This window comes from Rhizobium sp. SG570, assembly GCF_012275345.1.
In the GTDB taxonomy this organism is placed as follows: domain Bacteria; phylum Pseudomonadota; class Alphaproteobacteria; order Rhizobiales; family Rhizobiaceae; genus Rhizobium; species Rhizobium lusitanum.
In genome coordinates, this window is record NZ_JAAZQI010000014.1 from 27,511 (window position 1) to 53,422 (window position 25,912).

General features: G+C 57.9%; 26 protein-coding genes and 1 pseudogene. 11 read left to right on the top strand and 16 right to left on the bottom strand.

Annotated elements, in window-relative coordinates; translation table 11 throughout:
• Positions 1 to 49: 49 nt before the first annotated feature.
• Positions 50 to 823 carry a hypothetical protein gene (locus FHT28_RS25115; RefSeq protein WP_168597626.1) on the top strand — a complete coding sequence of 258 codons (774 nt, stop codon included), beginning with the start codon at positions 50 to 52 and terminating at the stop codon, positions 821 to 823.
• A 241-nt stretch (positions 824 to 1,064) separates the two neighbouring features.
• On the opposite strand, the gene FHT28_RS25120 is transcribed toward FHT28_RS25115, so the two are convergent.
• Positions 1,065 to 1,898 carry a universal stress protein gene (locus FHT28_RS25120; RefSeq protein ID WP_168597627.1) on the bottom strand — a complete coding sequence of 278 codons (834 nt, stop codon included), beginning with the start codon at positions 1,896 to 1,898 and terminating at the stop codon, positions 1,065 to 1,067.
• A gap of 128 nt (positions 1,899 to 2,026) precedes the next feature.
• Between FHT28_RS25120 and FHT28_RS25125 the strand changes: the two genes are divergently transcribed.
• On the top strand, positions 2,027 to 3,628 hold the full coding sequence (locus FHT28_RS25125) for an MBL fold metallo-hydrolase (protein WP_168597628.1): 1,602 nt from the start codon (positions 2,027 to 2,029) through the stop codon (positions 3,626 to 3,628).
• Between the two features lie 469 nt (positions 3,629 to 4,097).
• On the opposite strand, the gene FHT28_RS25130 is transcribed toward FHT28_RS25125, so the two are convergent.
• The 3 genes from FHT28_RS25130 to FHT28_RS25140 form a co-directional block, all read right to left on the bottom strand.
• Entirely contained in the window at positions 4,098 to 4,547 is a 450-nt protein-coding gene (locus FHT28_RS25130; protein WP_168597629.1) for a DUF2267 domain-containing protein, read from the bottom strand.
• A 148-nt stretch (positions 4,548 to 4,695) separates the two neighbouring features.
• Complete coding sequence (locus FHT28_RS25135; protein WP_037200766.1) at positions 4,696 to 5,139, bottom strand: host attachment family protein; 444 nt, start codon at positions 5,137 to 5,139, stop codon at positions 4,696 to 4,698.
• A gap of 133 nt (positions 5,140 to 5,272) precedes the next feature.
• Entirely contained in the window at positions 5,273 to 5,995 is a 723-nt protein-coding gene (locus tag FHT28_RS25140) for a Bax inhibitor-1/YccA family protein (protein ID WP_168597630.1), read from the bottom strand.
• A gap of 196 nt (positions 5,996 to 6,191) precedes the next feature.
• Here FHT28_RS25140 and ftsH point away from each other — a divergent pair, with 196 nt between their 5' ends.
• Positions 6,192 to 8,042: an ATP-dependent zinc metalloprotease FtsH gene (gene ftsH / locus FHT28_RS25145; protein ID WP_168597631.1), complete on the top strand. Its 1,851-nt coding sequence runs from the start codon at positions 6,192 to 6,194 to the stop codon at positions 8,040 to 8,042.
• Between the two features lie 32 nt (positions 8,043 to 8,074).
• Here ftsH and arcC read toward each other — a convergent pair whose 3' ends face one another.
• The 6 genes from arcC to FHT28_RS25175 all read right to left on the bottom strand — a co-directional run bounded on the left by arcC (position 8,075) and on the right by FHT28_RS25175 (position 14,200).
• Positions 8,075 to 9,007, bottom strand: a complete 933-nt coding sequence (arcC, locus tag FHT28_RS25150; RefSeq protein ID WP_037200760.1) for a carbamate kinase — start codon at positions 9,005 to 9,007, stop codon at positions 8,075 to 8,077.
• A gap of 1 nt (position 9,008) precedes the next feature.
• Entirely contained in the window at positions 9,009 to 10,010 is a 1,002-nt protein-coding gene (gene argF, locus FHT28_RS25155; protein ID WP_047640478.1) for an ornithine carbamoyltransferase, read from the bottom strand.
• Between the two features lie 17 nt (positions 10,011 to 10,027).
• Positions 10,028 to 11,245 (bottom strand): arginine deiminase, encoded by a 1,218-nt coding sequence (locus FHT28_RS25160; protein WP_168597632.1) that lies wholly within the window; start codon positions 11,243 to 11,245, stop codon positions 10,028 to 10,030.
• 14 nt (positions 11,246 to 11,259) lie between these two features.
• The gene (arcD, locus tag FHT28_RS25165; RefSeq protein WP_168597633.1) at positions 11,260 to 12,726 is read right to left on the bottom strand and encodes an arginine-ornithine antiporter; all 1,467 of its coding nucleotides are present in this window, start codon (positions 12,724 to 12,726) and stop codon (positions 11,260 to 11,262) included.
• Between the two features lie 167 nt (positions 12,727 to 12,893).
• The gene (locus FHT28_RS25170; RefSeq protein ID WP_047561961.1) at positions 12,894 to 13,388 is read right to left on the bottom strand and encodes an NUDIX domain-containing protein; all 495 of its coding nucleotides are present in this window, start codon (positions 13,386 to 13,388) and stop codon (positions 12,894 to 12,896) included.
• Between the two features lie 296 nt (positions 13,389 to 13,684).
• Positions 13,685 to 14,200, bottom strand: coding sequence for a GNAT family N-acetyltransferase (locus FHT28_RS25175; RefSeq protein ID WP_047561983.1), 516 nt, complete (start codon positions 14,198 to 14,200; stop codon positions 13,685 to 13,687).
• A 326-nt stretch (positions 14,201 to 14,526) separates the two neighbouring features.
• Here FHT28_RS25175 and FHT28_RS36350 point away from each other — a divergent pair.
• Positions 14,527 to 14,695 (top strand): annotated as a pseudogene (locus FHT28_RS36350) (DNA polymerase-like protein); the annotation flags it as partial.
• Between the two features lie 67 nt (positions 14,696 to 14,762).
• Here FHT28_RS36350 and FHT28_RS25180 read toward each other — a convergent pair.
• Complete coding sequence (locus tag FHT28_RS25180) at positions 14,763 to 16,346, bottom strand: Fic family protein (RefSeq protein WP_168597634.1); 1,584 nt, start codon at positions 16,344 to 16,346, stop codon at positions 14,763 to 14,765.
• Between the two features lie 628 nt (positions 16,347 to 16,974).
• On the opposite strand from FHT28_RS25180, the gene FHT28_RS25185 reads away from it, so the two are divergent.
• The gene (locus FHT28_RS25185) at positions 16,975 to 17,232 is read left to right on the top strand and encodes a hypothetical protein (protein ID WP_168597635.1); all 258 of its coding nucleotides are present in this window, start codon (positions 16,975 to 16,977) and stop codon (positions 17,230 to 17,232) included.
• 296 nt (positions 17,233 to 17,528) lie between these two features.
• Entirely contained in the window at positions 17,529 to 17,687 is a 159-nt protein-coding gene (locus FHT28_RS25190; protein WP_168597636.1) for a hypothetical protein, read from the top strand.
• Between the two features lie 265 nt (positions 17,688 to 17,952).
• On the opposite strand, the gene FHT28_RS25200 is transcribed toward FHT28_RS25190, so the two are convergent.
• On the bottom strand, positions 17,953 to 18,477 hold the full coding sequence (locus FHT28_RS25200; RefSeq protein WP_168597637.1) for a cytochrome P460 family protein: 525 nt from the start codon (positions 18,475 to 18,477) through the stop codon (positions 17,953 to 17,955).
• 440 nt (positions 18,478 to 18,917) lie between these two features.
• Here FHT28_RS25200 and FHT28_RS25205 point away from each other — a divergent pair, with 440 nt between their 5' ends.
• The 4 genes from FHT28_RS25205 (at position 18,918) to FHT28_RS25220 (ending at position 20,806) form a co-directional block, all read left to right on the top strand.
• Positions 18,918 to 19,217: an ATP-binding protein gene (locus tag FHT28_RS25205; RefSeq protein ID WP_246704936.1), complete on the top strand. Its 300-nt coding sequence runs from the start codon at positions 18,918 to 18,920 to the stop codon at positions 19,215 to 19,217.
• Positions 19,198 to 19,854, top strand: a complete 657-nt coding sequence (locus FHT28_RS25210) for a response regulator (RefSeq protein ID WP_168597639.1) — start codon at positions 19,198 to 19,200, stop codon at positions 19,852 to 19,854. Before FHT28_RS25205 ends, FHT28_RS25210 begins: the two co-directional genes overlap by 20 nt.
• An 81-nt stretch (positions 19,855 to 19,935) precedes the next feature.
• The gene (locus FHT28_RS25215; RefSeq protein ID WP_037200746.1) at positions 19,936 to 20,331 is read left to right on the top strand and encodes a response regulator; all 396 of its coding nucleotides are present in this window, start codon (positions 19,936 to 19,938) and stop codon (positions 20,329 to 20,331) included.
• Positions 20,332 to 20,476: 145 nt separating this feature from the next.
• Positions 20,477 to 20,806, top strand: coding sequence for a DUF6130 family protein (locus FHT28_RS25220; protein WP_234903946.1), 330 nt, complete (start codon positions 20,477 to 20,479; stop codon positions 20,804 to 20,806).
• A gap of 266 nt (positions 20,807 to 21,072) precedes the next feature.
• On the opposite strand, the gene FHT28_RS25225 is transcribed toward FHT28_RS25220, so the two are convergent.
• The 4 genes from FHT28_RS25225 to FHT28_RS25240 form a co-directional block, all read right to left on the bottom strand.
• Positions 21,073 to 21,621, bottom strand: coding sequence for a carboxymuconolactone decarboxylase family protein (locus tag FHT28_RS25225; RefSeq protein WP_168597640.1), 549 nt, complete (start codon positions 21,619 to 21,621; stop codon positions 21,073 to 21,075).
• 56 nt (positions 21,622 to 21,677) lie between these two features.
• Positions 21,678 to 22,628, bottom strand: coding sequence for an AraC family transcriptional regulator (locus FHT28_RS25230; protein WP_047561945.1), 951 nt, complete (start codon positions 22,626 to 22,628; stop codon positions 21,678 to 21,680).
• 47 nt (positions 22,629 to 22,675) lie between these two features.
• A complete protein-coding gene (locus FHT28_RS25235) occupies positions 22,676 to 23,449 on the bottom strand; it encodes an alpha/beta hydrolase (RefSeq protein WP_037200773.1) in 774 nt (257 codons plus the stop codon).
• 245 nt (positions 23,450 to 23,694) lie between these two features.
• Positions 23,695 to 24,534: a response regulator gene (locus FHT28_RS25240; protein ID WP_168597641.1), complete on the bottom strand. Its 840-nt coding sequence runs from the start codon at positions 24,532 to 24,534 to the stop codon at positions 23,695 to 23,697.
• Between the two features lie 367 nt (positions 24,535 to 24,901).
• Here FHT28_RS25240 and FHT28_RS25245 point away from each other — a divergent pair, with 367 nt between their 5' ends.
• Positions 24,902 to 25,891 carry an alpha/beta hydrolase gene (locus tag FHT28_RS25245; RefSeq protein WP_168597642.1) on the top strand — a complete coding sequence of 330 codons (990 nt, stop codon included), beginning with the start codon at positions 24,902 to 24,904 and terminating at the stop codon, positions 25,889 to 25,891.
• Positions 25,892 to 25,912: the final 21 nt, after the last annotated feature.

The window sequence follows — 25,912 nt, forward strand, 5'->3', positions numbered from 1 at the left end:
GCAGGGCCAAAGTGGGAGCCCCCCAATCCGGTCCTTTGCCATCGGTTTCATGGCCGGCGCAAACGACTCAGCCGAGCAAAAGAAAGCGATCTATAAGAAATTTAAATCTGACGTCCACTCCACCCTCCCTGATCTGACAACGCCGGATGGGCAGGTTTTGCCCAAGCCGGAGATTTTTGTGTTCCTCACCAATCCCGATTTGACAGTGACCGAGGAAACTACGTTGATCGGCTTCACCAAAGAAGAAGGTTTTGCGGGGTGCGAGATTATGGACCGCGAACGTATTCGCATCGCTCTAGACGCTGTCGACGGGTTTGCAACCCGCTTTCAATCTCTTGGGATTGTGCTTTCGGAAGCCGAACAGGCCAGTTTCTTCTCTCGTTGGGGCGATGACATTCAGTTTGTGATCTCAACGGGCTTTTCCTCGCTCAACCAAACTCTCAGCCGGGTACTGTTCCTTCAAGAAACCGGTGATGTCCTTGACGGACTGTATGTCCGATATGAACTCGATCGCGAATATACGGCCGATGAAATCGGTCATTTCCGGATTTTCGTCGCAATGACGCTCAATGAGCCGAAGCTCAATATATTTCAGATACTGTTTGGCGCGTCTGATAAGTCGGGTCGCTACAGACCTCAAGATAACACCTGGGACAATCCTGGCATTGGCGCCGGTAAGGGCGGCGGCTACTGGGAGCGCCACGTCGGAAGTCTTAGCGATGGCGATGAGGATGACGCAAATTCGAAATGGCAATGTGTTGGCACGTGGAGCAGCGTCGGCCAGGCCCCTGTTGATGGGCTGGAACCGTCGTGCCAGTGTTGAATGCCATTCAAGAGGGAAGACGATATTGATTGAGGCTCACACCCCAGTCTGGCGGGGCTCCGTCATGACTAGCAGGCGAGTGTAGATCCAGGCCCTCTGCGCCGGGACTAGGGGAGATGGGTTGTCGCAGCTCTGCCGACGGTCGATCGCCACCGGGTCTCTCGCGGTCTAGCTGTCGGAGAGGTCGCTGGCGATTAAGAGATGCCGGGCAAGCATCGAAGAAAGCCGTCGGCGCTTGTCGCTAATGGGCAAGAAACAGCGGAATGTCCGAGTCTTCCAGCATCGATCGCGTCACTCCGCCGAAAAGGCGCTCCCGCAGTCGTAGATGGCTGTAGGCTCCCATGACGATTATGTCGGCGCCGATATCGACCGCGTGTTGTCGCAGCGTTTCATCGACCAGTCGGCCGCCGCTCGCAATGCAATCGACACCGACGTTTACGCCATGCCGGGCGAGGAAGACGGCGATATCCGCGCCGGGCTCCTTGCCGTTGACAGACTGTGGGGCAAGCGGATCGACGATCGTGACATGCACCTTTCCGGCGGCTTGCAACAAATCGATCGACTGCCGCGCGGCGCGCGCAGCCTCCTCGCTCGAATCCCAAGCCAGTAAGATTACTTTTGACGCAAACTGCAGCGTTTTGCCGCTCGCGTTGACAAGTACCGGCGTCGGCGACTGGAACAATGCCCCATCGATTACCCTTTGCTGAAGCTCCTCGTTACGGGCCGCCTGGGGACCGATGAGGACGAGATCGCCATAAAGGGCGCGGTCCGCGATATCCTCGTCAGCCCAGGGAAATTCCGTATAGACTTCCTGCACGTCAAAGGATGCGATGTTCCCGCTGAGCTGGGATCTGATATCGGCTGCCTTCTCGGTCAGACTATCTATTTCACGCTGTCGCTCGTTGAGTTTGGTGATGGAGAGAGCATCGTATGCGCTGTGGGGAGGCGTGCCACCCATTGAAACGATCAGCGCGGTTAGGTGCGCACCATGTGTCTGGCAAAAGTCAACGGCGCCCTTCAAGTCATTTTTAAATTGATTGACGTCGAGGATACACAAGACGGTTTTGATGGACATGGTCGGATCGCCTTTCTCATTCGGAGGTCGGCAAAGATAGTCACCATCGCATCCCCGTTTCCTTGATCCTCATCAAAGCGAAGGCGATCCGGCATGCATTAAAGTCGAGACACATACGAGGAAAACTGATGACGGACCCCATATTACATTTCTACGGTGCAGCCGGATCGGTCACCGGATCGTGTTTCGTGCTTGAGCACGCCGGCGCTCGCACCATGATCGATTGTGGCATGTTTCAGGGTTCGAAGACCGAAAAGGAGTTGAATTACCGGCCTTTCCCGTTCGAACCGGCTCTGATTGACTCCGTCATCCTGACTCATGCCCACATCGATCACTCGGGCCTCATCCCGAAACTGGTCAAAGCCGGTTTCGAGGGGGCCGTACATTGTACGCCGGCTACCTTGGATCTGTGTTCGATCATGCTGCAAGATTCGGGACATATTCAGGAATCGGAAGTCGAGCAGCTGAACCGCCGCAACCGGCACCGATCGCGTGACATGTTGCAACCCATTTACACAGCAGAAGACGCGCGCGCCGCGATGACGCAGTTTCGAACGGTTGCCTATAAAGAATGGCAAAGATTGGAAGGTGGTCTGCGGTTTCGGCTTTGGGACGCCGGACATCTGCTCGGTTCGGCCTCGGTCGAGATCGAGTTGGCGACCGAAACTGGACCGATCCGCATTCTGTTTTCTGGAGATGTTGGTCCGCAGCACAAGTTGTTGGAGGGTCGGCCAGATGCTCCGCAGGACTTTGACTATGTCATCTGTGAAAGCACGTATGGGGATCGGGAACGAGACGAAGTCTCGGACGTCGCCCGTCGCGGGCAACTTCGAGAGATCCTTCTCAATGCCTATCATTCCAACGGCGCCCTGCTGATCCCATCATTTGCGGTAGAACGCACGCAGGAATTGCTCGCCGATCTCAACGTCCTCATGGATGCGGGCGAGATATCGCGGTGTCCGATAATCATCGATTCTCCACTAGCATCCCGCGCAACCGCGATCTTCAAGCAGCACGCACATTCCATCCCCAATGGCGACCTGCTGATCAAAGCGCTGAATGCGAAAAATGTGCGCTTCACGGAAACGGCCGAGCAATCAAAAGCAATCGATTTCATTCGCGGCTTCCATATCATCATTGCTGCCAGCGGCATGTGTGAAGCCGGTCGCATTCGTCATCGTCTCAAGAATTGGCTCTGGCGGGATGAAGGCACCGTATTGCTGGTCGGATTCCAGGCAGCGGGCACGCTTGGGAGAATTCTTGAAGAGGGTGCGCGCACCGTTAAAATCCAGGGTGAGGAAATCATCGTCCGCGCGACTGTGCGATCACTAGATGCCTATAGCGGTCACGCCGACGCTAGCGAATTGAGAGCTTGGATAGAAGCCAGAGAGCCGATTCGATCAGGACTGTTTCTGGTTCACGGCGAGCCTGGCGCACGCGACAGTTTGAAATCCCGTCTGTTAGTCGGGAAGCCGGACACAGCCATCATCGTACCATCGCTCGACGACAGCTACAGCCTGACGAAAACAGCCGCCGTATCGCTCGCACGCGTCACGCCGCCCCCGCGCCTCGTGCCCCAGGATGTCGGCCATTCGGATTGGCACAATGACTATCAATCGATCGTCCTCGATCTGGAGGAGCGGTTGCGTAAAACCGCCGACAGGAAGGCGCGCTCCGTTATTCTTCGGCGCGTCAAAAGAGCTCTTGAGGAAGACGGACGTGGAAGCTAGCCGCAAAGGAGTAAGACCATGCTGACGACGGATCGCGATTGCAGAAGGGGAGGGCAGCGATTTGCCATTCCGACACTCGGAGAGGTCGAGGGCAAGCTTATCGCCTCGGAGATTGTCGCCACAAGTTGCCTCCACGAGCTTTTGGCCTATTCCAGTAGCAACGGAATGCTCTCGCTCAAGAGTAGGATCAGACAGGCCCTTGATGCGCGCTGCACAAACGCAAGCCTTTGCCGCGAGGATACCGATGCGGCGGTAGCATATGCCTTGGAACTGCTTGACGCAGCAGCCGAGGTCGCAGGCAACCAAGCTGGAACCTCCGCGAAGTCCGGTGGATGCGAGACGGTCCGCCGACTGCGTCGCATGGCGAGCATGAGATGACAGCGCACGGCCGTAATTGGCCGGAATAAAGGGAGCCCGGCAAGCCTATTCGGTTCTCACATCGCCGTTTGCCGGTGTTCTTCCTTTTAAGCTACGCGGCGCTATTCGATTGCTGCGGGCGCTCGGGCCAGAGCGTTCCGAGAGAAGGATTCATCGCCAGTTTGACTCTTTTAATTACAGGCAGGCTCAAGTGATGATCCAGCAACTTGAAGACATTCCGTGCTGCCTGCTCGACGCCAATGTCGTTCAGCTTCACTGACCGCCTGCCTATGCTTGCAAAGAAGTCCATTCTATCTGAGCACGGCTGGGCGCGTTGAGGCTGCCAGTTTTCGTAGAATATTCCCCGGATCAATGGCGGCAGATGCGATGAAAAATCGGCCATCGCCTTCAGATCCATTGAATCTCGAAGCGCGTGCAGGACGGACCGCAGGCAATCGTAGGCCTCATTCCGTTCACAATGGAGATACTCTGACAACTCTACGACCCAGATTTCGGCTTGGTGCGCAGAATCCGAGAAGGTCTGGGAAGGGATAAAGCTCATGGTAGGCCTCCTTGATGAAGGGTATCCTCACCGAATTCCCGCTGATGCGCATTGTCTTGGGTCAACATCACGATTCTATTCGCATAGAACGTTGGGACGATGTCCCTCAAAGCTGGTTTCTATCTTTGCTATCGCGGGCATCCTGGGGTCAACCTTTCAACCTTTGCTCAATTTCCGGAATGGGAAGCATGGTGAAATCATTTGCTACCTCGCCTTTGACGACGGAGTGCACCGTCGGTGTCAAATGCGCTCGAAGGACGCCCAGGACTTTCGGCGGAGCGATGATGATCAAATGCTTGACTGTGCGGTTGCGGACCAGTTGATCAAGTCTGCGGGCGACATCGCTCACAAACGCCTCTTCGCTCTGCCATTTCAGATCGACCGCCTCAACGGAGCTGCGCGATCGGCCTTGTGATTGATAAATCCGACCGGGGCGATCCGAGGCGGGCGCCTGAAAAGCTGTTTTGTCACCGTAGATCTCAACTGGAATCAGATTGATGAGTTCGGCGTCGCCATCGTTGCGCAGAAACAGCGCCTTGACGCCGTCACAAACCAATACCCAACTGTCTCTCGGGATTCTGTGCTTTTCCATCTTTCGCTCCTGTTGGCACGATGTCGAATGCTACGACCAGACTGACCGTCTTCACGCATCGGCGGGCTGGTGTCTTGCGGTCGCGCCTGCCGCCGCTTGGACGGCCGCAGATTTCTTTCGTCGCTTTGAAGCTTCATCTGCGCCTGTCGCCACTGAATTGAAGGAGCAAGACGAAAAGGTTAATGAAATCAAGGTAAAGTGTGAGGGCGCCCATTAGCGCCATCTTCACAGTTGGCTCCGACGGATAACAGGCCTGATAGATCTGTTTGAGGCGCTGTGTGTCGTAGGCAGTCAGCCCGACGAAGAGAACGGCGGCCACTGCCGAGACGGCAATTTGCAGAATGGTCGAGGCCAGCAAAATGTTTGCGAAGCTAACAACAATGGTTGCGAGGAGTGCCATTGTCAAAATGGAACCAAAGCGCGAAAGATCGGCTTTCGTGGCGTAGCCGTAAAGGCTCGTGGCGGCGAAGATCGCTGCGCTGATGAAAAAGGTCCGCACAATGCTTTCATTGGTGTAGATCAGGAAAATGCCGGCGAACGATAGTCCCATCAGGCAAGCATAGATCCAGAACAGCGCCATGACTGAGGCGAGGGGCATCTTCTCCAGCCGGATGGTCAAAAACAGCAGTGCCACCAGCGGAGCGAAAATAACCAACCAGATGAAGCCAGTCCCAGCGATCCTTTGATAGAAGCCGGTCTCGATTGCCAGATATGCGGTAAGGCCGCTCAGGCACAGCGCTCCGGCCATACAATTATAGACTTGCAGCAGAAATTGCCGCAGCCCGAGATCGACATTGTCATTTGCGGACCGGTCGTGGCGAAGTGATGTTGCGGGGACGAAGCGATCTTGGGCCATAGTCATCTCGTGAACTGGGGTTTTCCGAAGGGGCCATGACGCTGGGCAAGCTGATGGCCAATAAGGCCGCACACCATGGAAAGCGTCTTGAGAGAGCTACCACCGGGCGCCAAACCGGTCTTTGATCCGTGTCAAGGACGTGGCTGCGGCCGCATGAAACCAATGAGGTGTCGATACGCTACGCCCGGAGGCACCCATGGACCGGAAACACACCTTCAGCATCGGTTATTTTCTCGTGGCGTTCCTGCTGCTCAGCCTTTTCCAGATATGGTTCGCCTATCGCGACACGGCCGAGATATCCTACAGCGACCTGATGCGCATGGTGGCCGACGGCAAGGTTCAATCGGTCACGCTGACTGAGACGATGGTCCAAGGTGTCTTCAAGGTTCCCCAAGATGGCAAAACGCTCTTCATATCCAACCGCGTGGACCCAGCCGCTGCTGCGACCTTCGAAAAGGCCGGGGTTCAAGTCTCCGGCGGCACCGACAGCAATTGGCTGACAACCATCCTCTCCTGGACGCTGCCGACGCTCTTCTTCCTTGGAATTTGGGTCTTCTTCTTTCGCGGAATGATCGACCGACAAGGCGTGGGTGGCTTGATCAATATCGGAAAATCAAAGGCGAAGGTCTATTTGGAGCGCAAGACCGGAGTCACGTTCGACGACGTGGCAGGCGCGGACGAGGCCAAGGCCGAACTACAGGAAATCGTTTCCTTTCTGAAGGAGCAGGATAATTACGGTCGGCTCGGCGCGCGGATTCCCAAGGGTGTGCTGTTGGTCGGCCCACCCGGTACAGGCAAGACGCTTCTGGCGCGAGCTATCGCCGGGGAAGCGAACGTGCCGTTCTTTTCCATCTCCGGCGCTGAATTCGTCGAGATGTTTGTCGGCGTCGGCGCCGCCCGCGTCCGCGATCTGTTCGAACAAGCACGCAAGGCTGCTCCTTGCATAATTTTCATCGATGAACTGGATGCTCTCGGCCGAGCTCGCAGCCCGCTTTCAGGTTATGGCGGCGGCGACGAGAAGGAGCAGACGCTCAATCAGCTGCTGTCGGAACTTGACGGATTCGACCCGCGCGTCGGTATCGTGCTGCTCGCTGCAACCAATCGCCCCGAAGTTCTCGATGCAGCCTTGCTGCGAGCGGGCCGGTTCGACCGCCAGATCGTCATCGATCGTCCCGACCGGAAAGGTCGCGCAGATATTCTCAAGGTTCATATCAAGAAGATCGCGGTTGCCGCCGATTTCGACATAAACGACGTCGCCGCACTAACGCCGGGCTTTACCGGCGCAGATCTCGCAAACCTCGTCAATGAGGCTGCCATCATCGCTACCAGGCGTCACGGCGATACCGTCACCACCGAGGACTTTGTGCAGGCAACGGAGCGTATCGTTGCGGGGTCGGAGCGCCGAAGCCGGCTGCTCAATGCAAACGAGAGGGAACGCGTTGCCTATCACGAGATGGGGCATGCGCTGGTCGCGACTTCGCTTGCCAAGACGGATCCCGTTCAAAAGGTCTCGATCATTCCGCGGTCGATCGGTGCGCTCGGATATACCTTGCAGAGGCCGACGGAGGATCGCTTTCTCATCACGTCGAGTGAATTGAGGGAACGCATGATCGCCTTGCTGGCCGGTCGCGCGGCAGAGGAGGTGGTCTTTGGAGAGGTATCGACCGGTGCTGCCGACGATCTTGGCAAGGCCACCGATATCGCGCGTGAAAGCATCACTCGATTCGGGATGAATGCCTCGGTCGGTCAGGCGGTCCTTGAACCCCAAAGAGCACAGTGGCTCGACGACAATCAGCTCGGCGTCCGTCCGCGCGACTATTCCGAAGCAACCGCTCGGGAAGTCGATCTGGCGATAAGGGGGATGATCGACGAAGCGTACCAGATGGCGAAGGAGATGCTTTCGGCCAACATCGAGAATCTGAAAGCCGGCGCAAAACTTCTGCTTGAAAGGGAGACCATCACGCCCGCAGATTTCGCACCGCTTCAGCGCCAGCCAAAATTGCCGGACGCTGGTATTTCGCCTCGCCTTGCCGTTAGAGGGATTTGAGGGCGATCCAGCCCTTTAACATCATGGCCAAGTCAGCGAGCCGATCGCGCATTTGCCGACAGATGCGGATCGAACAAGGTTCCCTTTTCGCCGCGGACGATAGCGCTGGCGTCCTCGAGCTTGCCGATGCCAGCCGGTCTGTCCATTTCCACTGCAAACTGGATTGCGGCAGCGACTTTCGGCGCCATCGACCCTGGTGGAAACCTCGCGCCGGATAACATCTCCGGAGCAATACGACCCAAGCTTCGAGCCTTCGGTGTCCCGTAATCCAGATAGACTGCGTCGACATCAGTTAGAAGAAGCAACATGTCGGCATTCAGCTGTCGCGCCAGGAGCGCACTGGCGGCATCCTTATCGATGACGGCCTCGATCCCGGTAAGTCCGCCGTCCGCCTGTTCGATCACAGGAATGCCGCCGCCACCGGTGCAGATGACGGTCACGCCGTGATTGACGAGCAACGCGATGGTTTTGGCCTCGATGATTGCCAAGGGTTTTGGCGACGCGACGACACGCCGCCAGCTTTCACCGTCGGGCGCGATTCTCCAGCCGCGCTCTCTGCCAAGCCGGCGGGCGGTCGGCGCGTCGTAAACCGGGCCGATGAACTTGGTCGGATGTGAAAAGGCGGGATCGCCTGCCTCCACCCGTGCCATCGTCAGCAAGGTTGCAATTGGATGGTTCTTCAGGACATTTCCGAGCTCCTGTTCGATCATATAGCCGATCATCCCCTCTGTTTCGGCACCGAGAACATCCAACGGAATACCATTGCCGTTGGAGGCTTCTGCCTGCAAGGCAAGGAGCCCAACCTGAGGGCCGTTGCCATGGGTGATGACCAGAGAGTGGCCGGCAAGGATGAGTTCGGCCAAAGCAGCGACGGCAAGCCGGACATTTGCCCGCTGGTGTTCAGCCGTCATCGGCTCTCCGCGACGCAAAAGCGCGTTTCCTCCCAATGCTGCGACGATCAACATCTCAACTTCCGATCGTCGCAACGAGCAGCGCCTTGATCGTATGCATTCTGTTTTCGGCCTGATCGAAGACAATGGAGGCGTGGGACTCGAAAACCTGGTCCGTCACCTCCATGCAATCGATGCCGTATTCCTTGGCGATGCGGGCACCGACTTCCGTCTCGGTGTTGTGAAACGCCGGAAGACAATGCATGAATTTCGCATAGGGATTTTCGGTCGCCTCGATCACCTGGGCGGTGACCCGGAAGGGAGAAAGAAGCCGGATGCGCTCCGCCCAAGCCGATTCATTCTCGCCCATTGAAAGCCAGACATCCGTGTAGATAAAATCGGCTCCCAGCACTCCGGAGCCGACATGTTCCATCAAAGCGAACTTGCCGCCGCTTTTCCAGGCTTGCGACTTCACATGATCGACAAAAGCTTGGTCCGGCCACAGGGCCGTCGGCGAGACGAGACGAAAATCGATTCCGACCTTGGCAGCGCCGAGCGCCAGCGACATCGCCACATTGTCGCGCCCGTCGCCAAGGAAGGTCACGACCATGTCCGACAGGTGCTTGTGAGTGAATTCGCGCATCGTCATGAGATCCGCGAGAATTTGCGTCGGATGAGAAACGTCGGTGAGCCCATTATAGACCGGCACGCCGGAATAGGTTTTCAGGGTCTCGACCGCACTCTGCGCGAAACCGCGATACTCGATGGCATCATAAATGCGGCCGAGAACACGCGCGGTATCCTTCATCGATTCCTTGTGGCCGATATGACTGCCGGTGGGACCCATGTAGGTGACGTGTGCACCCTGATCATAGGCTGCCACCTCGAACCCGGTTCGGGTGCGGGTCGAATCCTTTTCGAAGATAAGTGCGATATTCTTTCGTGTCAGGCGCGGCACTTCGTATCCGCCTAGTTTTGCGACCTTGAGATCGGCCGCAAGGCGCAGCAGGTGGCGGATCTCCTCGGCTTCCAGATCATCGAGGGACAGAACGCTGCGACCATGGAGATTGATAGGCATGACAAGTTCCTCTGTAGCTAAAGGGGGGCGCGATCAATCGGGCACGTCATGCAGTGTCCGCCACCACGGCCACGGCTGAGTTCTGCCCCTTCGATGGTGATCACCTCGACGCCTGCGCGGCGCAGCAGCGTATTGGTGTAGACGTTGCGGTCGTAGGCGATGACGACGCCGGGCTCGACGGCGATCACATTGTTGCCGTCATCCCACTGCTCGCGTTCGGCTTCGTAGCGGTCGCCGCCAGTCGCAATGATACGCAAGCTCTTCAATCCAAGCGATTGCGCAACCACGTCCGTAAATGGAGATGTCTCCTCCCGGGTGTCCACCGAACCTTCGACATCACCTGGTCGCAGCGAGAAGCTCCGCAACCGATCGACGACGGGAGGATACATCGTCACCAGATCCCGGTCGCAGAAGGTAAACACGGTATCGAGATGCATGAAGCTGCGATCGCGCGGCATTAGTGCCGCGATAATGCGTTTTGCGATACCAGCGGCAAAAAGACTTCGGGCCAGCGCGCCGACCGCCTGCGGGGTGGTGCGTTCACCCATGCCGATCAGGACGACCCCGTCGCCAACTGGCATTACGTCCCCACCTTCAAGACTGGTTCCGGTGACCGGGTTCTCAGGCGAGACGAATGTGAAGTCGGCGGCGTCGAAGCGAGGATGAAAACGATAGATCGCCTCGACATTTGCAGCCTCTGGCCGTCGCGCCTGCCAATACATGGCATTGACCGAAACGCCACCATAGATCCAGCAGGAACTGTCGCGGGTAAAGAGCTGGTTCGGCAGCGGCGGTAGCACGAAATCCTGCGGTGCCAGCGTGCGTCCGGTCAGCCCGAGGGGTTCGAATGGCAATTCGGCACGAGCAATGCCGCCGACGAGGTAGGTTGCCAGACGATCCGCCGGCATCTCGTTCAGCCAGCCGCGCAGTTCATCGACCATGTCACCTCCGACAACCGCGGATTCGACGCGGCGATCAAGCAACCAGCGGCGCGCCTTGGGCAAAGCCATCGTTTCCGTGAGCAATTCGCCCAACGACTGCACAACCACGCCGCGTTCGCGCAAGGCATCAACGAAGATGTCGTGCTCCTGCCGGGCACGCTTGACCCACAGCACGTCGTCGAAAAGCAAGGCCTTGCAATTGTCCGGTGTCAGGCGCTGCAGGCTTAGGTCAGGGCGGTGAACCATGACTTCGCGAAGACGACCAACTTCCGAATGAACCCCAAGAATATTCATGACGCTGATCCCTGTTAAAACGGGCTGACAATGCCGGCCCACATTTCGTAGGCAGCAAGGAAGGCTACCGCGACAAGCGCGACGGCCAGGAGCGCCTCGAACGGCTGGAAGGGTCTTTGCCCCGCTTCTCGACGCGCAAGAAAAAAGAACAGAATGCCCGGCGCATAGAGGATCGCACACATGAACAGGTAAGCCGGGCCGGCGGCATAGACGAGCCACAGCCCGTAAAGCGTTGCCAGAAGCCCGACCAGCATCGGAGCTGTTCGCTGTTCGTCCGGTGCATAGCCTTCTCCGGTTATGGCCAGCTTTGCGGCATAGGCGCCCGAGAAGATGTAGGGCACGAGGATCGCGGTTGATGCGATGGAAAACAACGCCTGATAGGTGCTGTGGGCGTAGAGGGTAACGACAAGGAACGCCTGGACGAGAAGATTGGTGATCAGGAGCGAGGCCCATGGGACGCCCCGTTCACTTTCCGAGGCGAGGAATTTCGGCATGGTCCCGTCCTTCGCCGCCGCGAAGGGAATCTCGGCTGCCAGAAGCGTCCAACTCAGAAAGGCACCGATCACCGAGATGACAAGCGCGATGTTGATGAGAGCCGCACCCCAGGGACCGACCACCACCTCAAGTACCCCAGCCATGGAAGGATTTTTCAGGGCAGCAAGTTCAGGTTGGTTCAGAATGCCGAGCGAAAGCAGGGACACGAGCGCGTAGAAAGCAAGGCAGGTGAAAAAGCCAAGGACCGTTGCCGTCGCAATGTCGCGCCGGCGCTCGGCGCGGGCGGAGAACACGCTGGCGCCTTCTATGCCGATGAACACCCAGAGCGTGACCAGCATGGTGCTCTTGACCTGCGTGGTGATCGAGCCGAGGCTTGCGTTGCCCAGACCGGTAAAATCGAGCGAGAAGACGTTCAGCTTGAAGGCGACGACGCCGACGCCGATGAATAAGAGAATCGGTGCGACTTTTGCGACGGTGACGATAAGGTTCACGACCGCCGCTTCACGAATGCCCGCCAGCACAATAGCATGAATCAACCACAGCAAGATGGACGCACCAAGCACGGCCTGCCAGGTGTTTCCGTCGCCGAAGGACGGAAAGAAATAGGATAGCGCGCTGAAGACGATAACCGCATAGGAGACATTGCCGATCCATGCGCTCAGCCAGTAGCCCCATGCACTGTTGAAGCCGATAAATGGACCGAATCCGGCTTTTGCATAGGCATAGGGGCCGACGTTAAGGTCTGGTTTGCGGGTGGCCAGGGACTGATATACGAAGACCAGCGCCAGCATGCCGATCGCCGTAATCCCCCAGCCGATTGCGATGGCCAAAGGGCCGGCGCCTGCCGCCATGTTCTGCGGCAGGCTGAAGACGCCGGAGCCGATCATCGAGCCGATGACTAACGCCGTTAACGAACCCAGCCGCAATTTCCTGCTAACCGCCACCGGCTCGGTCGAGGTGACAAGCTTTATGCCGATCGAAGTCATCGTCTTCTCCCAAGGATCGAAAATATCTATGGGAGACACTGGACACCGGGTGGCGGCGACAAACCTTGATCCTGGTCAAGACGGTTGTAATTTTTCGCAGGCTCGGACACAGCACCGCTAGAATGTTGGCCAACGATCCCGGAGTTGGCCGCAGCTACAATGCGGCATCACCTGCCGTCCGTCTGGCTGACAGTACCTTGCGCGCCCGGGCAATGCAGTCTCTCCAGGCGTTCGAGGAAGGGACGTTGACCGCCGACGATCTTTTGGCCCGCCTCGGAAAGGGTGAACCATTCGGCACGATCGATCTCGGGGAAGGACTCGAAGCGTCCGCTTCGTGGCGGCCACTCGATTTCAAACAGATTGCTGTGCAAGCAGGATGTGTCGAATACCCCCTCAAGGGCAAAGGCGGTGACGGTCTTTCCGCTCTTCTGGCGCAATTCGCCAAGAGGCTGCAGCGCACCTTCAGGCGCGGAACCTGTTTCCTCGGCGAATTCCCGTCGAGCGGCCGCTTCAGGTGCTTCAGCCTCGCCGTATTCGCCCTTGGGAATGGACCACGCGCCGTCATCACGTTTGCGCCAGAATGGGCCGCCTGGATGGACAAGCAGAACCAAAATACCGTCCTGCGCCTTTTTATACATTAGGATGCCGGCGCTCTTCTTCATGTCCGATCGTTCCTACGAATGGAACCCCATATGTCTTTGCCTTGTCTCCAAGATTTTGACCTCTCGATGGCGATCGAATGCAAGGAAAAAACGGATACGAAACCAAAATTGGCCAACCGGCGACATGTCCCAGCTCGTGACTTCGGAAGCAAGTCGTGAAACGGTGGACAATCGCATTGTCATCTCTGGCCGGGATCAAGGCAAAGGGGCAAGCCCGCCGCCGTCTGAGCGGCATATGGTCTCGACCAACCAATGACGGCGATCAACCATGTTTAGATGATGAACACCGACGGTCATCATCCAAAATCTCGCCGCAGCACGACGATCGTAGGATCGTCTTTGTCGTCATGGGCCTGGAAAGCCATGTCGCGCTCCAACTCGATTGCGGCATGGTTTTCGCGGCTTTCTATGGATTCGATGCTTTTGAAATTATGTCGTTCCGCATAGCGGCAGATGTGCGCGAGCATTTCCCAACTTATACCCTGATGCTTGTAGTCTTCACGAATGGTCAGCGCGACCTCTCCGCGTTGAGCATCCTTGCCGACCGCCAGCATTGCCACCGCCAGCAAAGTCTGATCCGGTGAAAAGGCAAGGAAGTTGACGCGCTTGGCATCGCCAGCGCTTGTCATTTCAACGAGCCTTTCATGAGAAACGGATTTCATTCCGGATAGGAAACGAAATCTGACGTCCTCTGGTGTCACATGATTGAAAAAATCAGCGACAATTGCTTCATCCTTCGGCTCGGCGCCCCGAACGTGAAAGTGAAATCCGCTACGCGTGGTCAGGTCACCCTTGGTATCTTCGATTTCCATCATGCTTCTCCTTCAGGTCCGCGGAACAACTGCTCGCTGCGGCCGAGACGCAGGGAGTAATGCATTTATTATAGCAGTTAGGATTCATTGACTTTGACTCAACTCAAGGCACGCGCATTTTCCGGAGCGGGGATGTAGCGTGACCGCCAGCGGTTTGGCGGCAGTGCGGATGATGATGCTGAACCAGGAGGCTATTACGGCTACTGCAGTAGGCCAAACCGTCACAAGCAATCGTGATAGGGTCCTCCGGAACGGTAGATGCCATGGTCCCCAATCTCCGCGAAATCCAGGTTGCCCAAGCGCGTTTGTATTCGATTTTGGGAAATGGCGAGATGGCCGAGGACCACGGTCATGTCGGATTGACCCTGCGCAGCCATCCGCTTTCCTTCCTGAGCGCGGATCTGGGGAGGGGCCGTATCGTCACCTGTCGCAAGGCGATGCAGGCCAGCGATGGCACATGGCTCTCGAGGCTGCGGGGCCCTTGTGCTTGTTCGCTAGCGGCCCGGTTCGAACCGCACTCGAGAAGCGTTGGTCGCGAAAACGAGGCTTCGCCTGCCCGAGTTCAGATCTCATATTTTTTGCTCGCCCATGCTGTCGTTTGTGGGCGTGGCGGCGGTGGTGGTGCTTTGGCCAGTTCCTCAATAAAGAGTGCAAGCGGGCGGATATTCTCGTTCTGGCTGGCCTCCTCAAGACATGACATATACCTGTCGCGTTGATCGACAGGTACTACCGTCCAAGGTAGTCCGGCTTCAGCCAGCAGTGCGTTCATGAGGAAGCGACCTGAGCGTCCATTTCCATCTGGAAAGGGGTGAATGTAGGTGAAGAGGAAAGGGGCAACAATAGCCTTGGCCCGTGGATCGGATTCATCCTCGATGCACTCGAACAGAGCGTCCATGGCATCAGCTATCGCATGCGGTGGTAGGGGGACATGAGAGGAACCCCGCAGATACACATTGTGACTCCTATAACCCGCGAGCTTGTACGCTTCTATGATGCCAGCTTGTACTGATGGCCGGAACATCTCCCTGAACCAGTCCTGATGTCGGTGCGATAGAAGAGGTCCCGATGGTTCTCCCTCAAGGATCGACCGGATATCCTTTCTTACCTCTTCGTACGCGAGGCGGTAGCCTTTCGCAGCCAAGGCGTTCCGGGCATCGGCATCCCCTGCATGCTCTTCGGGGTTCCAGGTACCCGACTGAACCCTCTCAATGAGTTCTTCCGACACCTGATAACCTTCGATTGAAAGGGAATTCAGCGCATCCGCGACATATCGTTCTTCGATCTCCTCCATGTAGGCGTCGATGTCGTTGAAACGCGTGCCTTCTATATCGATGCTGTCCAGAGCATCCCGGCTCATTTTCGCCCACAGATTCTTGATGCGGGTGGCCGCAGGTGTCGCCGCTCTTCGTTCGTCAAGCAGAGCGTGGCCACTATCGTCAAATGGGTCGTCTTCGTGAACGACATATCCGGCCGCGCTCATCGTTGACAGGATGCTATCGGCGTCGCGGATCCTTCCAAGATGGCGCAGGGCACCGGCTATCCTTCCGGCCATGGTGCTTCTTGCGCCGGAAAGGAGACCGCGAAGAAGCGATGCAGAACCGCGAATAGACCCCATGACGGCGATCATGTCGGTCGGTATTGCGGTCCAGCTATTCTTTGCACTGTTGATGATCGCCTCTTCCTTGGTGAGCACCCGGACGCCATTGTGAACGACAGATTGGTCGGGTTGTGGAACCCGCAACAAGTAAAGGGACGTTCCGCCCGGCATTGGAAGAACCTGATTATTGGCTGCAGGACTGCGAACGACAATCTGCGGCGCGACAGACCAGTTTTCGGCCCACAAAGTCACCGACGTTTCCGGCGAAAAGCACCAATTGCTTCCGAAGCGATCGTCAAGATAGCTCCGTACGAATTCCCAGTAGACGGTGCTCCACTCGGAGTCGATCCGACGCCTATCGGAAGGTCGGGAATTAACCGCGAGCCACCCGCGCATTATCTCTTCCACAAATCCCGCCTTGGCGAGACGCTCGCGATGAACCCTGCTCAAGAGGTCGCTCTTCAGAACTGATCGAGCCCCTTGTTCGGTTGCACCTCGAAGCTCCCGAAGCGATGAGGCAAGCAGTTCATTTGGCGGGCGTCCTGACATTTCGTAAATCCTACAGGTGCGACGACGGCACTAATCCGGCGCTTTGCGCCAACACTAATTAGACGTATTTGTCTCACACTAATTTGCTGTATTTGCAACACACTAATTAGACGCAGGCATCACGCAAGGCTCAATAGCTGCGAACCAATTGAAGCGATGTTGGCGAAGACCGATCTCTGCCTGCTTTTTCACCGACAGGAAGTCTGGTGGCAGTTGCTACCTAATTCCGCATAGTTCTTGGAAGCCCGCGCCGTGATGGCTCCGACATGGCATTCCGCGAGGGTGCGCACCGGAATAGGAGATCCTCGATGAAGCCGCGTGGGATCCCGAGGCTGGACAAACGTGATAAACACACTTTGGGGCGCGCCCCGTCTACCATTAACTACATGAATTTGCTGGCAAATCCATAGCATGAGTGGGGTCATCATCGGCGCCGATCATGACCCCACCCAATTGTCATTTTCTGTCTGTAGATCAAAGCCTTAGACTCACGTCACGAGGGGTCAGCCTCGGCTCCGACTCACAGTCTACCGGACGGTGAGAACAGAGACCGACGTCTTTCCCTCCAGGCGCCTATCGGAACCGTCTGATGTCTGAAGTGTTACCCCGCCATCGAAAGGAGTCGACCATGCCGTTTCCCTCGCCAACAACCGAAGACCCACGACAGCGCTTCGAAGAATTGAAGGTCGCCGCAAGGGCTGTATTGGAAGAGATCATCGCCTCCGCAAACGAAGCTGGATGGGGCACTCAGGAGATCGCTGTCGCGCTAAGCGAGGCAGCTCAGTCTCTCAAGGATGACAACACCGTCGATCCCGATCCGGCCGACGAACCGCTAGTGCCAGACGCCGTTCGCGAGCAGATCGGCCATGGCGAGCAGTTTGATTAGATTTGCCGCTCTCATTACACCAATTCGTTGGCTTGAACTATAAGGTTCTAGCATGACAGAGTACGGCGGACTCAGACAGGAGATCGCTACACGTGCCGACGCGGCCGATGCCGATCCCGAAAGGGCGGCAGGCCTCAAGTCTTTGGCAGCGCAGCTTTGGGCCAACTTCGACGAGTTCACGGTCGAGGAACTGGAGGATACGGACGGTCGCGATCCGGGGGGGGTTGACCAGCCGCGGGCATGCCGGAGGGAACAAATTCCTCTCTCATAGCTCGACGGCATGTAGGAGAACCACGATGGCCAACGATCAATGGCACATGCCCGTCGTTCTGGAGCTACATGCGGTCGGACAATACCGAACAATCTCCTGCAACGCTGAGGCCTCGACTGTCTTTGGGATAGATGGCCAGGCGAAGACGATCGCGCGTACAGCGATGCGCTTCTGGTCTGTCTAGCAACGCTGGATGGAAGGACGACACGCGAAATGGCCCATCAAGCCTTTGTCGAGGCGGCGCGGGGTGCTGGCATTTGCAACCAATCCGCTTCAGAATGCTGACGGTCAGTGAGACGATGCCGCGGCTGAAACGCGCGCGCAAGGCGTCACCGCTCGCCGGTTTGCCAGCGTTACACCTATCCACATATCCTCTCGTACTCGCCATGTCGTATCGCCGCGCCAGCCGTAGACGCGATTATAGCCAACGTCGCAATCGTCGGCGACCGTCAGGGCGAATAATGGCTAAACACAAAATCCTTCGAGCGGTCCAGTTTGGTGTGACACGCAAAACACGATTTCAAAAGCGGTTCGCTCTGGTTCGCGACGCCATTTTCGAACTGCCCATAACCCCAGCCGCCGCTATCCGCGAACTTTTTTGAGTCTTTCACACTGATCTGCACGTTCGTCGGGTCACCCGCCACAAAGGATTGCGGCGCCGGGAATACGGCGTCATTCTCGGGAGACGATTTGTAGACGTATGCCAGGCGAGCGATTACCGCTCCATCCGGAAACGGCCGAGTGCCTTCGCGAAAAGCCTTCACCGCGACGTCGTTTCCCAAGATCGCGCGGATGTCGTTGTTCTTTCCGGCTTCGTGGGCGACCGTTATGACCCGCCAGTCGCGATATCCTTCGGGAAGGTTGACTCCGTAGATCGGCGATGCGTTCTCGCTCGCAGCACGGGCAACGACAAGGGAGAGGCAGATCACAGCAATGCCTGACGGCACGATCCAGAAAGCAGTTATTTTCCGCATTTTCACCCTCCAGATTACACTTATCTGGCTTGCCGCTCCGTACGCCAGACGACTTCTTGGAACCCGCGAACGCGTGGACCAATTTATTAAGGCGACCGCAGACGATATTTCGAATTCGTGCGATGACGGAACTCGCACTAAAACGGACGCGGTAGCGCGGCATCGTACTCTTTCGATAACCATCCACCAAAGAAAGGCCGATGATGGGTTCAAAGTATAGTAACCCATTGAAGGAACAGCGTCGTGCCGAGCAAAGTTTTCCAAACCGTCAAGCATCGTCACCGATGGCCGTGCGGGCGCAGACATCGTTGTCTGCAGACCGGTGTCGGACGCGGGATGCCGAGCGCTGAAACGCGTTCGGAACTGGCTTTCCTCGGCCCTCAGGATTAGCATCCCGGCATGTGATCGCGGAGCAGTCGCATCGATGAACGATGTCTCGCATGACTGGAAAGGAACATGGCCGGATCATCAACGTGATCAGCGAGGATTGCGGCTCCCACTCCGTGGTTGTCCGGGTCGAGGACAATGGCAAAGGTCTCGACACCATTGCATCAGAGCGCATTTTCGAAGCATTCTTTTCGACCAAGCCGGAGGGGGCCGGCATGGGTCTGGCGATCTGCAGGTCTATCATCGAGTCGCATGGTGGGATGCGGGCGGCACGGTCGCTGGCGTCTGGAGGATCGGCGTTCAAATTCGCGGTGCCGTACGCAAGGGGGGCAAATGAACCAGAAGCAACGTGAGGACGTTTCCCCGCAGGTCGTCGTCATTGAAGACGACGTCGGCGTACGCGAGTCCCTTGTCGGTCTGCTGAAGTCCATGAAGTTCAACGTGACCGCATTTTCGTCGGCGACCGAGTTCTCGACGAAGGGCCAATTGGGGTCTGTCGGCTGCATGATCCTGGACGTGCGGCTCCCCGGCCAGAGCGGCATTGAATTCTACGAAGAGGTACGATCCCGTGGTTTCCACAGGCCGGTGATCTTCATGAGCGGCCATGCCGACGTTCCGATCGCCGTGCGGGCGATGAAGGCAGGCGCGGTGGAGTTCCTGACGAAACCGGTGCGCGAGCAGGATCTCCTGGACGCCGTCCACTCTGCGATGAAACGGGACAGCCGCTCGACGATGAAGGAGGAGGCGGCAGCGAGTGCGCGAGCCGACTTCGAAACGCTGACGAAACGTGAGCAGGAAGTTCTGATCCGGGTGGTGGAGGGACAGCGCAACAAGCAGATCTCCACGGCCTTGGGGATTTCCGAGGCGACAGTTAAACTGCACCGCGGGAATGTGATGCAGAAGATGCATGTCCAGTCCCTTCCGGAACTGGTGCGCCATTACGATTTGCTCGAGTCGGCAGAGCAGGCGAACACCTCTACTAAAGGCTAGTTTTAATAGAATATTTCCAGACGTTAGTCGCATTGCGAGCGCTCAACCCCGGCCATAGGATTACAGCGATTGGATCGATTGATGGTTGATGCGCCGAAGACCTCCCTAGTGGTTTGCGTCGAGGATGACGAGCCCGTCCGTGACGCGCTCAGAGGGCTGCTGCGCGCCAACGGCATGCGGGTTGCCGCCTTCGCGTCGGCCGAAGAATTCCTCGCGTCGACGGAGTTGCGGACCGCGGCTTGCCTGGTCACCGACATCCAGCTCGGCGGTATTTCGGGACTGGACTTGCTGGACAAGCTGTCCGGGATGACTAGACGGATTCCGTCAATTCTTATCACCGCCCACTCCGATCTCGCGGTCGGCGACCGTGCCAGAAATTCAGGGGCGCTAAGGATCTTCTTGAAACCTGTCAATCCGACGGACTTGCTGGAGGCGATCAGGAACGCTTTGGCGAGCGGTCCTGCTCCAACTGCGTGAGAGCATTCATGCCACCGATTGCCGCACCAGATCCGACCGTACCTCACGACAACTAACTAGACTTCATCAACCCTCCGGCAGAAAATGGCGGAGCGTTGAGAGCCGTCGCACGGATCATCGAAGCAATCGAGCCAAGGGGCGCGCGATGACGACGCCTGGCGCCTCGGGCCAGACGGCTCGGCCTATCAAGGGTCCTTCACCGCTGATTGCCATTGAAGACGAGCCGGGGCCGAAGCTTGTCGTCGATCTGCCGCTGCCCGAGCCATTGTCCCACGGACTTGTCTTCATCCAGTATCGGGCGGAGAACATCTGCATAGTCTCCGTTTTTGGAGGAGGCGCGCTGCAGGTCTCGCCCTGCGTCGGATGCGTGCACGTGACGGTCGATGATCTTCCATGGCACTTCATCGATAAGAGCGGCGAGACGCTAACTATCGTCGGTCTTGCGGCCGGCCGGCATAAGGTGCTCTTGGAATAGGCGGATCCGAAGCATCATGTGATCACGGAGCAGGCGGTCACCTTCCTGGCGCAGGAGAAGAGATAGCCGATAGGATTCGAGCTCTCAAGGCGATCGCAGGCGGAACGTGCTGCCCCAAGTAAGGTCTGCCCCAATCAGGCCACGATCGCCGAAAACATGCCCTCGCACACCCTGTCGTGAGAGCATGTTCTATTGCGAATAGGGAGGCGAATGTAATGACAGATTCCTGGATGGCGGGATTGCCGCCCTCCAGGGAGGTGCCTCGTTCAGGCGGCTTCGCGTTCGACTTTCGGGAAGTCGACGTCGGTCATGAAGACCTCGTTCATGTAGTTCGTGAAGGTGTTCGCCGCGAGGTGCGCGACAATCTCCAGAAGCTCGCCGTCATCGAAGCCGGCCGCCTTCAGTCCTTCCACTTCCTGTTCGGAAACACCGCCTCTGGCTTCTGCAACCCTGACCGCGAACTTCACCGCGGCGTCGGCCCTTCCCTCGGAGGATCCGCCCCGGCGGGCCGCTGCAATCTCCTCGAGACTGAGCTTGGTCACGTGGGTGCCGGTGTAAGTGTGGGCGGCGAGGCAATACTCGCAGCCGTTCTTCTGAGCGATCGCCAACGCGATGCGCTCGCGGATCTTTTTGTCGAGCTTGCCCTTGCCGAGCGCTCCGTTGAGGCCTGCGTAAGCTTCCAGCACGGCGGGGCTGGTCGACATCATGCGGAACACGTTGGGCAGTGCGCCGATCTGCTTCTTGATCGCCTCCAGCGTCGGCTTGGAAGCTTCAGGCGCCGCGTCGAGTGTCGCGGGAATTGGAATTCGTGTCATTTTGGATCTCTTTTGTTGCTTCGGTTGCTGTAGTCGGGCCGCCCCGGTGCGGGTCTTCAATGCAGTGCGTGCGGAAGGAATCCCTCAGGCTGTCCCGGCAGGTGTTCGATAACAACGACGCCGTCAGCCATTTGCTCGCGGCTTTGCGCCATTACGGCGGACCGACGGGACTTCCGCCATTTTCGCGGCGTGACTGCGGTGATCCTCTTGAAGACCGTCGTGAAATGCGGCTGGTTCTGGAACCCCGTCTGCAAGGCGATCTCGACGAGAGCCAGATCGGTGCCAATGAGTAGCCTTGCCGCGGCCTGGATTCGCATCCGTAGAAGGAACTCGTGAGCGCTCATCGAGGTGGCCGCTTTGAACGTGGCTGCGAAATGCGCTCGCGAGAAGCCCGCGACGTCGGCGAGTTCCTCCAGCGACATCCTCCGGTCGAGACGAGATTCGGCGTAGCGTCTGACGCGGCTCAGTCGCCATGCCGAAAGGGGATGGACACGCGGCAGCGATCGATAGTGTTCGAACGCCAACCGCGAGAAGTCCTTGGTGAGTTCGCCTCTTCGCGCCGGCGAGCTTTCACAAATCTCGCCTATCAGGTCCCTTAATCGGACATCGCGGATGTTGAACCTTCCCCCCACAACGGAGCAGGGGCCTCGAAAGGGCTCTCGCAGAAAGGTGAGCACATAGAGACACGCATCGGACTGAAGTTCGACGGCGATCGGATCCGGGCCTTCCACGAAGGTGAGGCTGTCCTCGACCATCAGCCCCTGAAACAGGACACGCCCTTTTTGCTCAAGGCGTAGCTCGGAATCGCGGGCCGCGACGACGAACGTCCCGACGCCGGAACCCAGCGAGGTGGTGATCGCCCGGTTTCCGTTCTCGCGTGTCAGCTTTGCAAGAGAAACGTTCGGGTCGGCGACGCTGTAGTGCTCGACGTGCAGGCAGTCGTCGACGGCTTCGAAGACGCGACGCATCCCGCCTAAGCTCACCTTGATTGCGATATCGGTCTGCATCTGCTGCTCCTCATCGGAAGGGCGCGAATTAGTGGATGGTCGTGGCGTTACTTGTCGGCGGCGGCCCGCTCGATCATTGCGGACACGAGATCGGGATGGGAGATCATCACCACATGCGACGCGCCGTTCACGCCAACCGTTTCCTTTGCGCCAGCCCGCTTCGCCATGAACTCGTGGAGCTCAGTTGGGATGTTTTTGTCAGCGGTGCCGTAGATGAAATGCGAGGGCAGCTTCTTCCAGGATGGATCGCCGGAAGGATCGTTCAGGGCCTCAGCCGTAACCGGACGCTGTTCCGCGCCCATGAGCGCTGCTTCCTGCTCCGGAACGTCTGCGGCAAACTGCTTCCAGAACTTGCTCTGCAGGATGTAGAGATCGTGCTTTCCATCGGACTGCACTACGGGCGGCGCCAAGGCGTCCCCGAGTGTGCCGGTTGGGAACTTCTTGCCCAGGCCGCTGGCGCTCTCTCCAGTGTCCGGCGCGAGTCCTGAGACGAAGACCAGGGACTTGACGTTCATGCCTTCGACCGCGACGTCGGTGATGACCGAGCCGCCGTACGAGTGACCGACGAGGACGACGGGGCCGTCAATGGACTTCAGGACTGCCAAGACGTAATCGGCGTCGTATTTCAGTCCTCGTAGCGGGTTGGCGACTGCGACGACAGGATAGCCGTCCGTCAGCAGCTTGGCGGCGACGCCGTCCCAGCTCGCGGACTCCGCGAAGGCTCCGTGGACAAGGACGATCGTCGGCTTCGACTCCGCCATCGCGCTCTGGCTTAAGATGAGAGCCGCGACCATTACTGAACTCGACAGCCACTTGTTCATGCGAAGAACCTCACGGTGGGCGCGTGCAGCAGTGCGCATGCGCGCTCGGTTTATCTTCCAGTGAGGCTACCACGCGGCGCCGTCCAATGGTGTGAGTTGTCGAGATGGCGTGTGAGATTCAGTTGGCCGCTGGATCTGCTTTCGGTTTCGGGTCAGATATACCGTGAAGGCTAAAATTGATGCCACAATGGACGAAGGCGGCCCTCGCGGCCGCCTTGAGTTTAAACGTCAATGTTCGGTCGTGCTTATACGGCGTTTATCGCTATATCCACCGCCGATAACAGATCCTGATGCCGAACAGGCTTCGTCAGGAACTCGACCGCGCCCGCCTTCATCGCGCGCACCGACATCTGGATGTCCGCATGGCCACTGATGAAGATGATCGGGTATCGTATTCCAGTCTTCAGGAGGTCGGCCTGAAAGTCCAAGCCGCTTCTGCCGGGCAGGCAGACGTCGAGGATGAGACAATCGGGTTGAGGTGCGTCCCCGCTCTCTTGGTATTCCTTGACGGATTCAAAGGATGCGACGCAAAAGCCGACCGATCGCAGCAGTGTTGAAATAGAGCGCCGGACGCTCTCGTCATCCTCGATCAGCACGATGTAGGGTGCCGCGACCTTCATTGCCGCAGGCTTGCCTATCTGCGAAATTGTCGTCGATCTTGTCGCGTCGAACGGCGCCCTGTCCTCGGGTAGCACGTCGTCCCTGATCAGCATGTAGCCTCTTCTGACGATCGTCTTGATGATGTTGCCTTGACTACCCAACGCCCGCCTCAAGGACTTCACCTGGAAGCGGAGATTGCATTCCTCGACCACCATCGACGGCCACACCTGGTTCAGGATCTCGTCCTTGCTGACGATCCTGCCGTTGGACCTGAGCAGAACCATCAGAAGATCGAAAGCCCGCCCGCCAATTTCCTGCGGGCGCCCGTCCAGCAAAAGCTGCCGGGAATGCGGGACTGCGCAGAACCTGCCAAAGCGGATCGCGTCGTTATAGGATTCGCGGCGCTTCGCCTCTCTGGAAGGGTGAGGCAGGTATGGGTCTGCTGGGTTCGTTTGTTCGAGCGTATCGGCGAATTGGACTTGCATGGCTGACTTCTCCGTCGGCTGCAATTGTTCATCGCGCTGCTGAAGATCGAACTCTTACAAATCTGGCCCCGCTAGCGGGAGGCGATCTTCAATTGGGTGCGAGTGGGAAGAGCCTAGCTCCGGCCCGGCACGCGAACAATCCGACCAATGGCCAGCCCGACCCCGACAACGTCGTGATGAACTAGACCAAGGTCTAGGAATTCGAACGATTTGGCGATGTCGTTTGGCACGACGCCTCACGCAAACTCACAACGGCTTACGACAACTAGCTCGTCGTTTCCGCTCGCTGAGAGTAGCAATTAAGGAGAAATCAGCGACGCAACGAGCAGTCGCACTCGCGTCCTCATTCGAAAAACCGGAGGCTGAAATGAACAGATCGATCCTAGGCAGGAGCGCATTGGCCATCGCGATCGCGTTGTCCGCGTCGGCGACGTTGCCGGCCACGTCCTATGCTGCGAAGAAGGTCGTCGCCGCCCACAAGCTAATAGTGCCACAGGTGACCTATCACACGGTGGACGTCGATGGGACGAGCATCTTTTACCGTGAGGCCGGCCCCGCCGACGCTCCCGTCGTACTTCTGCTTCATGGGTTCCCGACGTCGTCCCACATGTTCAGGAACTTGATCCCGATCCTCGCCGACAAGTATCACGTGATCGCGCCGGACTACCCGGGATTCGGCCAGAGCGCCGCGCCCGACCATACAAAGTTCGCCTACACGTTCCAGCACTACGCGGACATCGTCGACGGTCTTCTTGGCAAGCTGGATGTCAAGGAATACGCGATGTATGTGATGGACTATGGTGCTCCGGTCGGATACCGCCTCGCGCTCAAGCATCCCGACCGCGTGACGGCGCTGATCGTCCAGAACGGCAATGCCTACGAAGAGGGGCTCAAGGAGTTCTGGGACCCGATCAAGGCGTACTGGAAACACGACACCCCAGAAAACCGCCAGGCCTTGATGGTGCTCTTCAAGCCCGAGACGACCAAGTTCCAGTACACGGACGGGATGAGCGACCTCGCGCACATCGATCCCGACAACTGGGGTCACGATCAGCCGTTGCTTGATCGCCCTGGGAATAACGACATTCAGCTAGACCTCTTCCACGACTACGGCACGAACGTCCCGCTCTATCCGGAATTCCAGAAATTCTTCCGCGACAAGAAGCCGCCGACCCTGATCGTCTGGGGCAAGAACGACAAGATCTTCCCGGCCGACGGCGCGTCGCCCTACCTTCGCGACCTGCCGCATGCCGAGATGCACCTTCTCGACACCGGGCACTTCGCCCTGGAGGACAAGCTTCCGGAGATGGCCCCGCTCATTCACGACTTCCTCGATCGAAAACTGAGCCGGGACTAGATCGAGGCTTGGCCACCACGC

What these genes read in the sequence shown, in the direction of transcription:
- FHT28_RS25135 (WP_037200766.1), bottom strand. Translation starts at nt 5,139, where the DNA reads ATGGAAAAGCACAGAATCCCGAGAGACAGTTGGGTATTGGTTTGTGAC.
- FHT28_RS25215 (WP_037200746.1), top strand. Translation starts at nt 19,936, where the DNA reads ATGGTTGATGCGCCGAAGACCTCCCTAGTGGTTTGCGTCGAGGATGAC.
- argF (WP_047640478.1), bottom strand. Translation starts at nt 10,010, where the DNA reads ATGCCTATCAATCTCCATGGTCGCAGCGTTCTGTCCCTCGATGATCTG.
- FHT28_RS25170 (WP_047561961.1), bottom strand. Translation starts at nt 13,388, where the DNA reads ATGAAGAAGAGCGCCGGCATCCTAATGTATAAAAAGGCGCAGGACGGT.
- FHT28_RS25140 (WP_168597630.1), bottom strand. Translation starts at nt 5,995, where the DNA reads ATGGCCCAAGATCGCTTCGTCCCCGCAACATCACTTCGCCACGACCGG.
- FHT28_RS25210 (WP_168597639.1), top strand. Translation starts at nt 19,198, where the DNA reads ATGAACCAGAAGCAACGTGAGGACGTTTCCCCGCAGGTCGTCGTCATT.
- FHT28_RS25205 (WP_246704936.1), top strand. Translation starts at nt 18,918, where the DNA reads ATGACTGGAAAGGAACATGGCCGGATCATCAACGTGATCAGCGAGGAT.
- FHT28_RS25190 (WP_168597636.1), top strand. Translation starts at nt 17,529, where the DNA reads ATGGCCAACGATCAATGGCACATGCCCGTCGTTCTGGAGCTACATGCG.
- FHT28_RS25130 (WP_168597629.1), bottom strand. Translation starts at nt 4,547, where the DNA reads ATGAGCTTTATCCCTTCCCAGACCTTCTCGGATTCTGCGCACCAAGCC.
- FHT28_RS25235 (WP_037200773.1), bottom strand. Translation starts at nt 23,449, where the DNA reads ATGAACAAGTGGCTGTCGAGTTCAGTAATGGTCGCGGCTCTCATCTTA.
- ftsH (WP_168597631.1), top strand. Translation starts at nt 6,192, where the DNA reads ATGGACCGGAAACACACCTTCAGCATCGGTTATTTTCTCGTGGCGTTC.
- FHT28_RS25120 (WP_168597627.1), bottom strand. Translation starts at nt 1,898, where the DNA reads ATGTCCATCAAAACCGTCTTGTGTATCCTCGACGTCAATCAATTTAAA.
- FHT28_RS25200 (WP_168597637.1), bottom strand. Translation starts at nt 18,477, where the DNA reads ATGCGGAAAATAACTGCTTTCTGGATCGTGCCGTCAGGCATTGCTGTG.
- FHT28_RS25175 (WP_047561983.1), bottom strand. Translation starts at nt 14,200, where the DNA reads ATGGAAATCGAAGATACCAAGGGTGACCTGACCACGCGTAGCGGATTT.
- arcC (WP_037200760.1), bottom strand. Translation starts at nt 9,007, where the DNA reads ATGTTGATCGTCGCAGCATTGGGAGGAAACGCGCTTTTGCGTCGCGGA.
- FHT28_RS25245 (WP_168597642.1), top strand. Translation starts at nt 24,902, where the DNA reads ATGAACAGATCGATCCTAGGCAGGAGCGCATTGGCCATCGCGATCGCG.
- FHT28_RS25220 (WP_234903946.1), top strand. Translation starts at nt 20,477, where the DNA reads ATGACGACGCCTGGCGCCTCGGGCCAGACGGCTCGGCCTATCAAGGGT.
- FHT28_RS25125 (WP_168597628.1), top strand. Translation starts at nt 2,027, where the DNA reads ATGACGGACCCCATATTACATTTCTACGGTGCAGCCGGATCGGTCACC.
- FHT28_RS25230 (WP_047561945.1), bottom strand. Translation starts at nt 22,628, where the DNA reads ATGCAGACCGATATCGCAATCAAGGTGAGCTTAGGCGGGATGCGTCGC.
- FHT28_RS25225 (WP_168597640.1), bottom strand. Translation starts at nt 21,621, where the DNA reads ATGACACGAATTCCAATTCCCGCGACACTCGACGCGGCGCCTGAAGCT.
- FHT28_RS25180 (WP_168597634.1), bottom strand. Translation starts at nt 16,346, where the DNA reads ATGTCAGGACGCCCGCCAAATGAACTGCTTGCCTCATCGCTTCGGGAG.
- FHT28_RS25185 (WP_168597635.1), top strand. Translation starts at nt 16,975, where the DNA reads ATGCCGTTTCCCTCGCCAACAACCGAAGACCCACGACAGCGCTTCGAA.
- FHT28_RS25160 (WP_168597632.1), bottom strand. Translation starts at nt 11,245, where the DNA reads ATGAATATTCTTGGGGTTCATTCGGAAGTTGGTCGTCTTCGCGAAGTC.
- FHT28_RS25240 (WP_168597641.1), bottom strand. Translation starts at nt 24,534, where the DNA reads ATGCAAGTCCAATTCGCCGATACGCTCGAACAAACGAACCCAGCAGAC.
- arcD (WP_168597633.1), bottom strand. Translation starts at nt 12,726, where the DNA reads ATGACTTCGATCGGCATAAAGCTTGTCACCTCGACCGAGCCGGTGGCG.
- FHT28_RS25115 (WP_168597626.1), top strand. Translation starts at nt 50, where the DNA reads ATGGCCGGCGCAAACGACTCAGCCGAGCAAAAGAAAGCGATCTATAAG.